Genomic DNA, 14004 nt, shown 5'->3' with positions numbered 1-14004 from the left:
AGAGGGACGGGGAGCAGCTTTCGCCCGATAGGAGGCGGCTCCTGACCTTTACCTTAACCGGACGCCCGGTTTTTTCCAGGCAAGACAGGGCCTAGCTCGCCTTGCGCCTTAGAAAAACCCATGCTAGTGCACCCTCGCCCGGCAGGTGGATACGGCTTCCGCTCCGGGCTCATTTCCACACCTGACGGGTTTCCCGAGGGCCTCGTTCTAAAGGCCGTCCCGGTCTGAGACCCGTTACGATACGAGAGAGACGGTTACGTGGCGCAAAGCGGTTCGCAAGAAGGACCCCTCCTGTCGGGCGTAGCATTGCGCTATGCTTCGGCGCTGTTCGAACTCGCCCGGGAAGCGAATGCCGTGGATGCCGTCGCCGGCGACCTCGCCCGCTTCGACCAGCTGATCCGCGGCAGCGACGACTTGCAGCGCCTGATCCAGAACCCCATCTTCACGGCAGAAGAGCAGTCGGGCGCGATCGGAGCCATTCTCGACAAGGCCGGCATTTCGGGTCTCGCAGGCAATTTCATCCGCCTCGTCGCGTCCAAGCGCCGGCTCTTCGCGCTTCCCGACATGATCCGCGCCTTCCAGAACCTCGTGTCCGACGCGAAGGGCATCGTTCGGGCGCAGGTCATCCTGGCGGAGGCGCCGTCCGACACCGTTCTCAACGAAATCAAGGCGGCGCTGCGCGACGTCGCCAAGGCTGACGTCTCCGTCGACGTCAAAATCGACCCGAGCCTCATCGGCGGTCTCATCGTGAAGATGGGGTCCCGCATGGTGGATGCCTCGGTGCGCACCAAACTCAATTCCATTCGTCTAGCGATGAAAGAGGTCCGCTGATGGACATTCGAGCCGCTGAGATCTCCGCGATCCTCAAAGAGCAGATCAAGAACTTCGGTACCGAGGCTGAAGTCACCGAAGTCGGACAGGTCCTGTCCGTCGGTGACGGCATTGCTCGTTGCTACGGCCTCGACAAGGTCCAGGCCGGCGAGATGGTCGAATTCGAGAGCGGCGTGCGCGGCATGGCCCTCAACCTCGAGACCGACAACGTCGGCGTCGTGGTGTTCGGCTCCGACCGTGAGATCGCCGAAGGCCAGACCGTGAAGCGCACCGGCGCCATCGTGGACGTGCCGGTCGGCAAGGACCTGCTCGGCCGCGTCGTCGACGCGCTCGGCAACCCCATCGACGGCAAAGGCCCGATCCAGGCCACCGAGCGCCGCCGCGTGGACGTGAAGGCCCCCGGCATCATTCCGCGCAAGTCCGTGCACGAGCCGATGGCGACGGGCCTCAAGGCCATCGACGCCCTGATCCCGGTCGGCCGCGGCCAGCGCGAGCTGATCATCGGCGACCGCCAGACCGGCAAGACCGCCGTCGCACTCGACACGATCCTGAACCAGAAGCCGCTGAACCAGGGCAACGACGAGTCGCAGAAGCTGTACTGCGTCTACGTGGCCGTCGGCCAGAAGCGCTCCACGGTCGCCCAGTTCGTGAAGGTGCTCGAAGAGAACGGCGCGCTGGAATACTCCATCGTGGTCGCCGCGACCGCTTCCGATCCGGCCCCGATGCAGTTCCTGGCGCCCTTCGCCGGCTGCGCCATGGGCGAGTTCTTCCGCGACAACGGCATGCATGCCGTGATCGTGTATGACGACCTGTCCAAGCAGGCCGTCGCCTATCGTCAGATGTCGCTCCTGCTGCGCCGTCCGCCGGGCCGCGAGGCTTATCCGGGCGACGTGTTCTACCTGCACTCCCGCCTGCTCGAGCGCGCTGCAAAGCTCAACGACAGCCAGGGCGCGGGCTCGCTCACCGCTCTGCCGGTCATCGAGACGCAGGCCAACGACGTGTCGGCCTACATCCCGACCAACGTGATCTCGATCACCGACGGCCAGATCTTCCTTGAGACGGACCTGTTCTACCAGGGCATCCGCCCGGCCGTGAACGTCGGCCTCTCGGTGTCGCGCGTGGGCTCCTCGGCCCAGACGAAGGCGATGAAGAAGGTCGCAGGCAAGATCAAGGGCGAGCTGGCGCAGTACCGCGAGATGGCGGCCTTCGCGCAGTTCGGCTCCGACCTCGACGCCACCACGCAGCGCCTGCTGAACCGCGGTTCGCGCCTGACCGAGCTTCTGAAGCAGCCGCAGTTCTCGCCGCTGAAGATGGAAGAGCAGGTCGCCGTGATCTACGCCGGCGTGAACGGCTACCTCGACAACCTGCCGCTCAACCGGGTGCGCGCGTTCGAGGACGGTCTGCTCTCGCTCCTGCGCGGCAAGCACGCCGATATCCTGGAAGCCATCCGCGCTTCCAAGGACCTGTCCAGCGACTCGGAAGCGAAGCTCAAGGACGTCGTCCAGAACTACGCCAAGTCTTTCTCGTAAAGACTTGGGTTCACGTAAGATCGAACCGGGACACCGGAGAGGTAGGGCTGCTCGATGCCGAGCTTGAAAGACCTTCGTAACCGCATCGCCTCGGTCAAGGCGACGCAGAAGATCACCAAGGCCATGCAGATGGTGGCCGCCGCGAAGCTGCGCCGCGCGCAGACCGCGGCGGAAGCCGCGCGTCCCTATGCGGAGCGCATGGCGGTGGTGCTCGGCAACATCGCGTCCGGCATCACCGTCGGGCCGGAAACGCCGCGTCTGCTGGCCGGCACCGGCTCAGATCGCGTTCACCTGCTGATCGTCTGCACCGCAGAGCGTGGTCTCTGCGGTGCCTTCAACTCCTCGATCGCCCGCCTCGCCCGCGACCATGCCAACCGGCTGCTCGCCGAGGGCAAGACGGTCAAGATCGTGTGCGTCGGCAAGAAGGGCTACGACATCCTTCGTCGCCAGTTCGCCGAGCAGATCATCGAGTTCGTGGATCTGCGCGCCGTGCGCCAGATCGGCTTCGAGCAGGCGGACATGATCGCCCAGAAGGTGCTCGCCCGCTTCGAGGCCGGCGAGTTCGACGTGGCGACCCTGTTCTACTCGCGCTTCCGCTCCGTGATCGCCCAGATCCCGACCGCGCAGCAGATCATCCCGGCCCAGATCGAGGCCAGCGCCGGTGGTTCCACCGACGCTGTCTACGAGTACGAGCCCGAGGAAGGCGAGATCCTGACGACGCTCCTGCCGCGGAACCTCACCGTGCAGATCTTCCGAGCGCTGCTCGAGAACGCCGCTTCCGAACAGGGCGCCCGCATGAGCGCCATGGACAATGCGACCCGCAACGCGGGCGAGATGATCAAGAAGCAGACGATGACCTACAACCGGTCCCGTCAGGCGATGATCACCAAGGAACTGATCGAAATCATTTCGGGCGCCGAGGCGCTCTGACGAATCCGAGAGGAGCCTCACATGGCAAACACCGCTACCACCGCCGGTAAAGCGACCGGTCACATCACGCAGGTCATCGGCGCCGTCGTCGACGTGCAGTTCGAAGGCCACCTGCCGGAGATCCTCAACGCTCTCGAGACCACGAACGGCGGCTCCCGCCTCGTGCTCGAGGTGGCGCAGCAGCTCGGTGAGAGCACCGTCCGCTGCATCGCCATGGACACCTCCGAGGGTCTCGTGCGCGGCCAGGAAGTCACCGACACCGGCGCGCCGATCTCGGTGCCCGTCGGCGCCGCCACGCTCGGCCGCATCATGAACGTCATCGGCGAGCCGGTTGACGAAGCCGGCCCGATCGTCGGCGAAGGCACCCGCGCCATCCACCAGCCGGCTCCCTCCTATGCCGAGCAATCCACCGAGGGCCAGATCCTCGTGACGGGCATCAAGGTCGTCGATCTGCTCGCTCCCTACGCCAAGGGCGGCAAGATCGGCCTCTTCGGCGGTGCGGGCGTCGGCAAGACCGTGCTGATCATGGAGCTCATCAACAACGTCGCGAAGGCACACGGCGGCTACTCCGTGTTCGCCGGCGTCGGCGAGCGCACCCGCGAGGGGAACGACCTCTATCACGAGATGATCGAGTCCAAGGTGAACGTGGATCCGCGCGAGGCAGGCTCGGCCGCCGGCTCCAAGTGCGCTCTCGTCTACGGCCAGATGAACGAGCCCCCGGGCGCCCGCGCCCGCGTCGCGCTCACCGGCCTGACCGTCGCCGAGAACTTCCGCGACCAGGGCCAGGACGTGCTGTTCTTCGTGGACAACATCTTCCGCTTCACCCAGGCGGGCTCCGAGGTGTCGGCGCTTCTCGGCCGTATTCCTTCGGCCGTGGGCTACCAGCCGACCCTGTCCACCGACATGGGCGCCCTGCAGGAGCGCATCACCACCACCACCAAGGGCTCGATCACCTCGGTGCAGGCCATCTACGTGCCCGCTGACGACCTGACCGACCCGGCCCCGGCGACCTCCTTCGCCCACCTCGACGCTACGACCGTTCTGTCGCGCTCGATCGCCGAGAAGGGCATCTACCCGGCCGTGGACCCGCTCGACTCGACCTCGCGCATGCTCTCGGCCGCCATCGTCGGCGAGGAGCACTACAACGTCGCCCGTCAGGTCCAGCAGGTGCTGCAGCGCTACAAGGCGCTCCAGGACATCATCGCGATCCTGGGCATGGACGAGCTGTCTGAAGAGGACAAGCTCACCGTCGCCCGCGCCCGCAAGATCGAGCGCTTCCTCTCGCAGCCGTTCCACGTCGCCGAAGTGTTCACCGGCTCGCCTGGCAAGCTCGTCGCGCTCGAAGACACCATCAAGGGCTTCAAGGGTCTGGTCGACGGTCAGTACGACCACCTTCCGGAGGCGGCCTTCTACATGGTCGGCACCATCGACGAAGCCGTCGAGAAGGCCCAGCGCCTCGCTGCCGAAGCGGCTTAATCGTCATCAAGCGACATCCCGGCGCTGTGCACGCACGCTCCGGGATGTTCTTGTCCAAAAGTACTTTTCGAAGCGTATCTCCCAAACGATTCCCGGCCGATCACCGGCGATGGGATGACGAGGAGCTCAGATGGCTACCTTCACTTTCGAACTCGTCTCTCCCGAGCGCGTGCTGTTCTCCGGCGAGGTCGATGCCGTGGTGCTGCCGGCGACCGAAGGCGACATGACGGTTCTGGCCGGCCATTCGCCCCTGATGACGACCCTGAAGACCGGGTTCCTCGTCGTCACCAGCACGCCGGGCAACGGACGGCGGGTTCTCGTCCGCGGCGGCTTCGCCGACGTGAACCAGAACAGCCTCACGGTCCTCGCCGAGCGCGCGCTCCCCGAGGAAGAGATCACGCAGGACATCCTCGACCAGGAAATCCTGACCGCCGAAATGCACTACGATGCCACCAACGAACCGGCCGCCAAGCACGTGGCCGAAGCGGCCATCGCGCAACTGCGTGAAGCCAAGGCGGCACTCAACTTCTGAACCTGAAACAACCCGGCCACGAGCCGGGTTTTTCTTTGATGGACCAGCCCGCACCGCTCATTCTCACGCTCCAGTTCGACGAACGCTCCTTCGCCTTCTTCGATGCGCAGAGACGCCGCTACTTTCCATCCGAGCGCAATTTCATTCCGGCCCACCTGACGCTGTTCCACGCCCTCCTGGGCGAACACCTGTCGCGGATCGAGCAGGACATCGAGACCCTCTCATCGCACCACCGACCTTTCAGTCTCGACGTCACGGGCCTGCGTCCCCTGGGGCGTGGCGTCGCCTACGCGCTCGCATCCAACGAGCTGACGCATCTGCGCCGCGAATTGGCGGTGACTTGGAACGACTGGCTCAAGCCGCAGGACCGCCAGAACCATCAGCCGCATGTGACGGTGCAGAACAAGGTCCATCCATCCGCCGCACGAGCACTTCTGGAGGAGCTGCGCGACGACTTCCGGCCTTTTCAGGTCGAAGCTGTGGGGCTGAAGCTGTGGTGGTATCGCGGCGGGCCGTGGGAGAAGGTGCGGAGCTTTGGCTTCGTGTGGCCATGACACCGCACGTCATCACCGGCCTTGTGCCGGTGATCTCGATTGACTGAAGCGCTGAGCCTCACCGTATCGAGATGGCCGGCACAAGGCCGGCCATGACGTCGCGGGGACGCCAACGTATGACTCGACCTTATCCCGCGCGAGCGGGAGTCCGTCCGTGCCTCACTCTCCCATGGCGATCAGGTTGGCGTTGCCGCCGGCGGCTGCCGTGTTGATCGTCACCGTCTGCTCGGTCGCGAAGCGCAGGAGGTAATGCGGACCACCGGCTTTCGGACCCGTGCCCGATAGTCCATGTCCGCCGAAGGGCTGCACGCCGACCACAGCGCCGATCATGTTGCGGTTCACGTAGACGTTGCCGACCGCCAGGGCCTGCACGACCCGCTCGACCGTCGCATCGATGCGGGAATGGACGCCCAGCGTCAGGCCATAGCCGGTGCCCTCGATGGCGCGCAGCACCTCCTCCAGACGTTCCGCCTTGTAACGCACCACGTGGAGCACGGGACCGAACACCTCCTGGGCGAGATCGTGCGGTTTATTCAGCTCGAAGATGTGTGGCGCCACATAGGTGCCGGTCGCGGGAGCCTCACCGGCATAGTGCACTTTCGCGGAGCGCTTCATCGCCTCGATATGCGCGTCGAGCTTGTCCTTCGCCTCGCGGTCGATCACCGGACCCACATGGGTCGAGACCTCGCGCGGGTCCGCGATCTTCAGCTCGCGGGCGTTGCCGGCAATCATCTCGATCATGCGGTCGGCCACGTCGTCCTGCACGCAGAGCAGGCGAAGGGCCGAGCAGCGCTGGCCGGCCGACCGGAAGGCGGACATCACCACGTCGTCGGCGACCTGCTCGGGCAGAGCGGTGGCGTCGACGATCATCGCGTTGATACCGCCCGTTTCGGCGATCAGCGGCACGATGGCCGCGTCCTTGCTCGCAAGCGTGCGGTTGATGGTGCGGGCGACCTCCGTCGAGCCGGTGAAGACGACGCCTGCGACATCCCTGTGTTCCACGAGACGCGCACCCACGCGTCCGTCGCCGGGCATGAGATGAAGAGCCGTCTTCGGCACACCCGCCTCATGCAGGATGCGCACGGCGAAATCGGCGATCAGCGGCGTCTGCTCGGCGGGCTTCGCCACCACGGCATTGCCCGCCATCAGGGCGGCGCTCACCTGGCCGAGGAAGATGGCAAGCGGGAAGTTCCAGGGAGAGATCGCCACGAACACGCCGCGACCGCGCAGGCGCAGCACGTTGCTCTCGCCCGTCGGCCCGGGCATTGCCTCGCCCGCACCGAACAACGTGCGGCCCTGCACGGCGTAATAGCGCAGGAAATCCACGGCCTCGCGCACCTCGGAGAGGGCATCGTCGAGGGTCTTGCCCGCTTCCACCTGCAGGAGGTGAACCAGGGCGCCGCGGCGCTCCTCCAGGAGATCGGCCGCGCGCTGGAGAGCCCTGCCGCGGGTCTTCGCATCGGTGCGGCTCCAGGCTGCGAAACCGGCCTGCGCGGCCGCCATGGCACGGTCGGCCACCTCCGGCGAGGCTTCCGTCACTTGGCCGACCACGGTGCTGCCGTCGATGGGGCTCACGACCGGACGCGTTGCGCCCGACGCCGCCTTGCCGTCGATCAGCGGCTCGGCCTTGAAGTTCTGCTGCCGACCCATCCCGATCTCGGCGAGGAACGCATCGAGAGAGGCGCGATGGCCGAACTCGACGCCCCTCGAATTCGCACGCTCAGGGCCATAGAGATCGCGCGGCAGGGGCAGTTTGGGATGACGCGGCTTGTCGGCAGACACGATGATGTCGGCGGGGCGCTTCAGCAGCGCCTCGACCGGCACGTTCGGATCGGCCGCCACCGACACGAAGGATGAATTCGCGCCGTTCTCCAGCAGACGCCGCACGAGATAGGCCAGCAGGTCGCGATGGCCGCCCACCGGCGCGTAGGCGCGGCAGGCCAGGCCCGGATTGTCCTCGAGCAGGCGCGCATAGAGCGCCTCGCCCATGCCGTGCAGGCGCTGGAACTCGTAGCCCTCCGTGCCGCCGGCTCGCTCGATGATGGATGCGACGGTGAGCGCGTTGTGCGTGGCGAATTGCGGATAGATGTGCGGGCGTAAGGCGAGCATCTTCTCGGCGCAGGCGATGTAGTGCAGGTCCGTCATCGCCTTGCGGGTGAAGACCGGGTAATCGTCGAGCCCGCGCTCCTGGGCCCGCTTCACCTCCGTGTCCCAATAGGCGCCCTTCACGAGGCGCACCATCATCTGGCGGTCGTACTTCTCGGCCATGGCCGCGATGGCATCGACCACCGAACCGGCGCGCTTCTGATAGGCCTGGATGGCAAGGCCGAAACCTTTCCAGTCGGCCAGCGACGGATCGGCCAGCACGGCCTCGATCACCTCGAGCGAGAGTTCGAGCCGGTCGGCCTCTTCCGCGTCGACGGTGAAGTTGAGATCGTAGGACTTGGCCTTTTGCGCCAGCTCGATCACGAGCGGCACCAGCTCGCGCATCACCCGTTCGCGGCTCGTGGCCTCGTAGCGCGGATGGAGGGCCGAGAGCTTCACCGAGATGCCCGGGCGGTTGGGCAGCGGCTCGTTGCCGGCGGAGCGGCCGATGGCGTCGATGGCGGAGGCGTAGGACTCGAAATACCGGCGCGCATCCTCGGCCGTGCGGGCGCCTTCGCCCAGCATGTCGAAGGAATAGCGGTAGATCCGGCCTTTGGACGAAGTGGCGCGCTTGAGCGCCTCCTCGATGGTCTGGCCGAGCACGAAATGGTTGCCCATGACCCGCATGGCCTGGCGGGTGGCGGTGCGCACGGCCGGCAGGCCGAGGCGCTTGGTGAGCTGGCCCAGGATGCTCTCCGGCGTCTCGCCGGGTTGGATGATCCGCGCCGTGATGCCGAGCGCCCAGGCCGAGGCCGAGACAAGAAACGCATCGGACTTCGCCTCGTGGCCAGCGAAATCGGCTTGGCCCAGCTTGTCCTCGATCAGCCGGTCGGAGGTGGCGGCATCCGGCACCCGCAGCAGAGCCTCGGCGAGCACCATGAGGGCGAGGCCCTCCTTGGTGGACAGCGCATATTCCCGCAGCATCTCCTCGACGCCACCGAGGCCGCCGCCCTTGGCACGGATCGCCTCGATCAGGCGGGTGGCCTGTGCGTCCACGCGCTTCTCCCGCTCAGCCGAGAGGCGGGAGCTCGCAAGAAAGCGGGTCGCGAGGGCCTTGTCGTCTTCTGCGAAGGGCGGGTTGAAGGGCAGGGGGGCGCTGGGGGCAGGGCTCATGGACAATCCTCTGGATGTTTTCCGGAATATATGAGGCCGAGAGCCGTGTTTCGATGGCGAAATTGGCAGAATTGCCTTAGAAACAACGCCGGAAAACTCAAAGAGCCGTGAGAATGACGGATTTGGACCGGATCGATCGCAAGATCCTCAAGGCCCTCCAGGCGGACGGCCGCATCGCCACCGTGGAGCTGGCCGAGAAGGTGGGGCTGTCGCCGACCTCCACGGGGGAACGCGTGAAGCGCCTGCAGCGCGAAGGCGTCATCGCCGGCTACGGCGCGAGACTCGATCCGCACCGGCTCGGGCTCGAACTGCTGGTCTTCGTGGAGGTCTCCCTCGACAAGACGACGCCCGACGTTTTCGAGAAATTCGCCGCCGCCGTGAAGCGGGCACCCGAGGTTCTCGAATGCCACATGGTGGCGGGCGGCTTCGATTATCTGGTCAAGACCCGCGTCGCCGACATGGCCGCCTATCGCCATTTCCTCGGCGAAATCCTCCTGGCGCTTCCGGGCGTGAAGGAGACGCGCACCTATGCGGTGATGGAGGAGGTGAAGAGCGACGGGATGCTGCCGGTGTGATTTGCCGCGTTCTCTTATGTCATCACCGGCCTTGTGCCGGTGATCTCGATCGGAAAAGCGCTGAGCCTCATAAAATCGGGATGGCCGGGACTAGCCCGGCCATGACGTGGTGGGGATCGTTGCCGATACGAGGTCGGCGACGATGGAGTTGCCTTACTCGGAAATCGCCTCCGGCTCGTTCTTCGTCTTCCAGAGGGAGAAGACGACGCCGCCTGCGATCAGGGCGAAGGTGACGCCGAGCGAGATCGTCGGGTCGAGCTTGCCGACGAGCTGGTTCCAGAAGATCTTGCCGCCGATGAAGACGAGCACCAAGGCGAGAGCGTATTTCAGGTAGTGGAACCGGTGCACCATGGCTGCGAGGGCGAAGTAGAGCGCCCGCAGGCCGAGGATCGCCATGATGTTCGCGGTGTAGACCACGAAGGTGTCCGTCGTGATGGCGAAGATCGCCGGCACCGAATCGACCGCGAAGATCAGGTCGGCCACGTTGATCACCACGAGGGCGAGGAAGAGCGGCGTCGCCCAGGTGACGATCCGGCCCGTCTTCGGATCAGGCTCCCGCACGAAGAAGTGCTGTCCGTGAAGCCGGTCCGATACCCGCATGTGCCGGCGCAGGAACCGCACCATGGCGTTGTCGTCGATGTTCGGCTCGCTCTCGGGCACGAGCAGCATCTTGACCCCGGTCACGATGAGGAACGCGCCGAAGAGATAGAGCATCCAGGCGTATTCCTGCACGAGGGCCGCACCCACGGCGATCATGATGCCGCGCAGGACGATGACGCCGATGATGCCCCACACCAGGGCCCGGTACTGGTATTTCCGGGGGATCGCGAAATAGCTGAAGATCAGCGAGATCACGAAGACGTTGTCGATGGACAGGGACTTCTCGATGAAGAAGCCCGTGAAGTAGGCGACACCCGCATGGCTGCCGTCCTGGGTCACCAGGAGGCCGGTCTCGAACGACCACCAGATATAGGCGCCGAAGAGCGCCGCGATGCCGATATAGAAGGCGGACAGGAGAAGGCTCTCCTTCACGCCGAGTTCCCGGTCCTTCCTGTTCAGGACACCGAGATCGAAGGCGAGAAGAAACACGACAAGGCTCAAGAAAGCCGTCCACATCCAGACGGGCTTTCCCAGCCATTCCACGAGAAGGAATTCTGGCATAACCGGACCTATGATTGCTTTTTCGTACAAGCATCGGCTCCGACATCACAGTCGTGTGCGCACGTCCTGCCAGAGGGGCCCGGTCGCCGATGGGTGTCACGTGGGAAGCCCGCCCGCGACCGTCAAGGGTCTCAAAGCATCGGACCCAAAAGTGGGAACCGGTTTTGGGTGAAAAGATGCTCACGAACAGACATTCACGCCCGACACCCCTGGGCCCCCGGCTCGACTGCTCAATTTTCCGTCAGATGCCTGCCCCAAGGGCATTGATGCCCGGGCAAGAGACTTGACCCCGGGGGGCGATCTGGTTGCATGGTCGAGAACCGGGCAGGCGTCCAGGAAGAGCGCCACGAGGGTCCCGACCATAAAAAAGCAGAGGTGACGGTAATGTTTGCGGATCGTGCGACGAAGGCGACGTGGATCAGGGGGATGCTGGCCGGAGCGGCCGTGCTCCTCGGCTCCGCCGCGGCCCAGGCTCAGACCCCGGTGCGGTTCTCCCTGGACTGGCGCTGGGAGGGGCCGGCCGCCCCCTTCGCCGTTGCGATCGACAAGGGCTACTTCAAGGCCGAGGGGCTCGACGTGACCATCGACCCGGCGGCAGGCTCCCGCGAGCCGATCTCGCGCGTGGCTTCCGGCACCTACGATGCGGGCTTCGGCGACGTGAACTCTCTCGTGCGCTTCCGCGACGAGAATCCCGGCACGGACATCAAGGCCGTGATGGTGATCTACGACCGTCCGCCCTTCGCCGTCATCGGGCGCAAGAGCCGCGGCGTCACCAAGGAAGTGTCGAGCCTGCAGGGTAAGAAGTTCGGCGCTCCGGCGGCCGACGGCGCCTACGCGCAATGGCCTATCTTCAAGGCGGTCAACAAGATCGACGATTCCACCATGAAGTTCGAGAACGTGGGCTTTCCGGTCCGCGAGCCCATGCTGGCGCAGGGCGAGGTCGATGCGGTGTTCGGCTTCTCCATGTCGTCCTACATCAACCTGAAGTCCCGCGGCGTGCCGGCGGACGACATCGTCGTGATGCTCATGAGCGATTACGGTGTCGATCTGTACGGCAACACCATCATCGTCTCGCAGAAATTCGCCCAGGAGAAGCCGGAGGCCGTGAAGGGCCTGCTGCGCGCGATCATGAAGGGCGTGCAGGACACGGTGAAGGATCCGTCGAGCGCGGTGGACTCGGTGATCAAGCGCAACGACGTGGCCAAGAAGGACGTGGAACTCGAGCGCCTCAAGATGGTGCTGGAGCAGAACATGATCACGCCTTGGGTCAAGGAGAAAGGCTTCGGCGGCATCGACAAGGACCGCTTCGCCAGGGCCCTCGACCAGATCGGCCTGACCTTCACCTACAAGACCAAGCCCGAAGTCGGCGCCGTATTCACGGAGGAATTCCTGCCTGCGGCTGACCAGCGCAAGGTGAACTGAGACTTCTCTTGCCCTGCCCTTGAGGGGGAGGGTCGCGAGCATAGCGAGCGGGGTGAGGTGAGAAGCGCAAACATCAACCAATGTCGCGCTGCCATCCTACCTCGTCTCTTCGAGCCGATCCTCCCCCTCAAGGGCAGGATGTCATCACGGAGCGCCTTTTGCCGGCCTTTGTCGACATTCACGACGTCACCCATGTCTATGCGAGGGCCGAGGACGGCCTGCCCGCGGTCAGGAACCTCAATCTCAATGTGAACGAGGGCGAGTTCGCTGCCATCGTCGGCCCTTCGGGCTGCGGCAAGTCCACGCTCATGAAGCTCGCGACCGGCCTGCAGTTTCCACGCGAGGGAACCGTCATCGTCGATGGCAGGCAAGTGGGAGCTCCTGTCAAGCTGGCTGGCATGGCCTTCCAGAACCCGACCATGCTGCCCTGGCGCACCACCCTCGACAACATTCTCCTGCCGCTCGAGATCGTGGAGCCGCACCGCTCGCGGCTGCGCCGCCACAAGACGAAGTACGTGGCCAGGGCCGAGAGCCTGCTGGAACAGGTCGGGCTCAAGGGGCAGGGACATAAATTTCCCTGGCAGCTTTCCGGCGGAATGCAGCAGCGCGCTTCTCTCTGCCGCGCGCTGATCCACGAGCCGAAGCTCCTGATGCTCGACGAGCCCTTCGGCGCGCTCGACAGCTTCACCCGCGAGGAATTGTGGTGCGTGATGCGCGACCTCCACGCGGCCCAGAAGGTCACGATCATTCTCGTCACCCACGATCTGCGCGAGGCCGCGTTCCCGTCGGACCGGATCTTCTGCATGAGCGCGCGGCCGGGCCGGATCGTCGCCGAGCGGGAGGTCGAGTTCCCGCGGCCGCGCGATCTCGAGATCACCTACACGCCGGTATTCTCCGCTCTGGTCCATGAATTGCGCGGGCATATCGCGCAGGCGCGCAAGGCGGCTTGAGGCTCATGAAAACCAAGAACCAGCTCGCCCTCGCTCCCTGGGTCTTCACCATCGGGTTCTTCCTGCTGTGGGAGATCGTCTGCCGCGTCCTGAAGGTATCGAGCTTCATCCTGCCGGCGCCCTCCACGATTCTTCTCGCCGTGTGGGAGTATCGGACCCAGCTCGCCTACCACGCCATGCACACCCTTTGGATGACGCTGGCCGGCTTCGGCCTCGCGGTCGGCTTCGGCCTGCTGCTCGGCATGGTGCTCGGCTCCTCGCGGCTCATCAATGCGGGGTCCTATCCGCTGCTCGTGGGCTTCAACTCGATCCCGAAGGTGGCCGTGGTGCCGATCCTCGTGTTCTGGTTCGGGGTCGGCTGGGTGCCGCCGGTGCTGACGGCCTTCCTGATCTCGTTCTTTCCCATCGTGGTGAACGTGGCGACCGGGATCTCCACGGTGGAGCCGGAAATGGAGGACGTGCTGCGCGCGCTCGGCGCCTCGAAGCGGGACATCGTGCTCAAGGTCGGCGTGCCCCGCGCCATGCCGTATTTCTTCGGCTCGCTGAAGGTCGCGATCACGCTCGCCTATGTGGGCTCCGTCATCGGCGAGCAGAATGCTTCCAATGTGGGCATCGGCAACCTGCTCACCCGCGCATCCGCAGCCTTCGAGGTGCCGCTCGTCTGGGCTGCCCTCGTGGTGCTCGCGGTGCTCGGCGTCGTCATGTACGCGATCACCGCTTACGTGGAACGCTCCATGACCGGCTGGGCGCAACGCTCGCAGATGGCGGCTTGAGATCGGATCGTTT

The 14004-nt window shown here is 65.2% G+C and carries 12 protein-coding genes; 10 read left to right on the top strand and 2 right to left on the bottom strand.

The genetic code is table 11. The features are described from left to right. The first annotated feature begins 258 nt into the window (after nt 1-258). The 6 genes from DDF70_RS03230 (at nt 259) to DDF70_RS03205 (ending at nt 5852) form a co-directional block, all read left to right on the top strand. Nucleotides 259-831: a F0F1 ATP synthase subunit delta gene (locus tag DDF70_RS03230; RefSeq protein ID WP_114943428.1), complete on the top strand. Its 573-nt coding sequence runs from the start codon at nt 259-261 to the stop codon at nt 829-831. Further along, nucleotides 831-2360 (top strand): F0F1 ATP synthase subunit alpha, encoded by a 1530-nt coding sequence (gene atpA / locus DDF70_RS03225; RefSeq protein WP_114943427.1) that lies wholly within the window; start codon nt 831-833, stop codon nt 2358-2360. The genes DDF70_RS03230 and atpA overlap by 1 nt, the downstream gene beginning before the upstream one ends. Nucleotides 2361-2414: 54 nt before the next feature. Then, entirely contained in the window at nt 2415-3290 is an 876-nt protein-coding gene (locus DDF70_RS03220) for a F0F1 ATP synthase subunit gamma (protein WP_114943426.1), read from the top strand. 21 nt (nt 3291-3311) lie between these two features. Beyond that, the gene (atpD, locus tag DDF70_RS03215; protein ID WP_114943425.1) at nt 3312-4766 is read left to right on the top strand and encodes a F0F1 ATP synthase subunit beta; all 1455 of its coding nucleotides are present in this window, start codon (nt 3312-3314) and stop codon (nt 4764-4766) included. Between the two features lie 130 nt (nt 4767-4896). Then, on the top strand, nt 4897-5298 hold the full coding sequence (locus tag DDF70_RS03210) for a F0F1 ATP synthase subunit epsilon (protein ID WP_114943424.1): 402 nt from the start codon (nt 4897-4899) through the stop codon (nt 5296-5298). 38 nt (nt 5299-5336) lie between these two features. After that, on the top strand, nt 5337-5852 hold the full coding sequence (locus DDF70_RS03205; protein ID WP_114943423.1) for a 2'-5' RNA ligase family protein: 516 nt from the start codon (nt 5337-5339) through the stop codon (nt 5850-5852). A 159-nt stretch (nt 5853-6011) separates the two neighbouring features. Here DDF70_RS03205 and putA read toward each other — a convergent pair whose 3' ends face one another. Further along, nucleotides 6012-9110, bottom strand: a complete 3099-nt coding sequence (gene putA / locus DDF70_RS03200) for a bifunctional proline dehydrogenase/L-glutamate gamma-semialdehyde dehydrogenase PutA (RefSeq protein ID WP_114943422.1) — start codon at nt 9108-9110, stop codon at nt 6012-6014. Between the two features lie 113 nt (nt 9111-9223). Between putA and DDF70_RS03195 the strand changes: the two genes are divergently transcribed. After that, the gene (locus tag DDF70_RS03195) at nt 9224-9685 is read left to right on the top strand and encodes an Lrp/AsnC ligand binding domain-containing protein (RefSeq protein ID WP_114943421.1); all 462 of its coding nucleotides are present in this window, start codon (nt 9224-9226) and stop codon (nt 9683-9685) included. Between the two features lie 153 nt (nt 9686-9838). Here DDF70_RS03195 and DDF70_RS03190 read toward each other — a convergent pair whose 3' ends face one another. Then, nucleotides 9839-10846 (bottom strand): TerC family protein, encoded by a 1008-nt coding sequence (locus tag DDF70_RS03190; protein WP_114943420.1) that lies wholly within the window; start codon nt 10844-10846, stop codon nt 9839-9841. A gap of 309 nt (nt 10847-11155) precedes the next feature. Between DDF70_RS03190 and DDF70_RS03185 the strand changes: the two genes are divergently transcribed. From DDF70_RS03185 to DDF70_RS03175, 3 genes are all read left to right on the top strand, one after another. After that, nucleotides 11156-12268 (top strand): ABC transporter substrate-binding protein, encoded by a 1113-nt coding sequence (locus DDF70_RS03185; protein ID WP_114943419.1) that lies wholly within the window; start codon nt 11156-11158, stop codon nt 12266-12268. Nucleotides 12269-12426: 158 nt separating this feature from the next. Further along, a complete protein-coding gene (locus tag DDF70_RS03180; RefSeq protein WP_425374046.1) occupies nt 12427-13218 on the top strand; it encodes an ABC transporter ATP-binding protein in 792 nt (263 codons plus the stop codon). Nucleotides 13219-13223: 5 nt separating this feature from the next. Then, entirely contained in the window at nt 13224-13991 is a 768-nt protein-coding gene (locus DDF70_RS03175) for an ABC transporter permease (RefSeq protein WP_114943418.1), read from the top strand. The last annotated feature ends 13 nt before the right edge of the window (nt 13992-14004 follow it).

The organism is Microvirga calopogonii (genome assembly GCF_003347665.1).
GTDB classification, from domain to species: domain Bacteria; phylum Pseudomonadota; class Alphaproteobacteria; order Rhizobiales; family Beijerinckiaceae; genus Microvirga; species Microvirga calopogonii.
Note: the sequence above shows the minus strand (reverse complement) of the source record. Positions and strands in the feature narration are given on the sequence as shown.

Excerpts from the sequence above, each read along its gene's own strand:
- DDF70_RS03195 (WP_114943421.1), top strand. The coding sequence starts at position 9,224 with ATGACGGATTTGGACCGGATCGATCGCAAGATCCTCAAGGCCCTCCAG.
- DDF70_RS03185 (WP_114943419.1), top strand. The coding sequence starts at position 11,156 with ATGGTCGAGAACCGGGCAGGCGTCCAGGAAGAGCGCCACGAGGGTCCC.
- putA (WP_114943422.1), bottom strand. The coding sequence starts at position 9,110 with ATGAGCCCTGCCCCCAGCGCCCCCCTGCCCTTCAACCCGCCCTTCGCA.
- DDF70_RS03190 (WP_114943420.1), bottom strand. The coding sequence starts at position 10,846 with ATGCCAGAATTCCTTCTCGTGGAATGGCTGGGAAAGCCCGTCTGGATG.
- atpA (WP_114943427.1), top strand. The coding sequence starts at position 831 with ATGGACATTCGAGCCGCTGAGATCTCCGCGATCCTCAAAGAGCAGATC.
- DDF70_RS03210 (WP_114943424.1), top strand. The coding sequence starts at position 4,897 with ATGGCTACCTTCACTTTCGAACTCGTCTCTCCCGAGCGCGTGCTGTTC.
- DDF70_RS03220 (WP_114943426.1), top strand. The coding sequence starts at position 2,415 with ATGCCGAGCTTGAAAGACCTTCGTAACCGCATCGCCTCGGTCAAGGCG.
- atpD (WP_114943425.1), top strand. The coding sequence starts at position 3,312 with ATGGCAAACACCGCTACCACCGCCGGTAAAGCGACCGGTCACATCACG.
- DDF70_RS03175 (WP_114943418.1), top strand. The coding sequence starts at position 13,224 with ATGAAAACCAAGAACCAGCTCGCCCTCGCTCCCTGGGTCTTCACCATC.
- DDF70_RS03205 (WP_114943423.1), top strand. The coding sequence starts at position 5,337 with ATGGACCAGCCCGCACCGCTCATTCTCACGCTCCAGTTCGACGAACGC.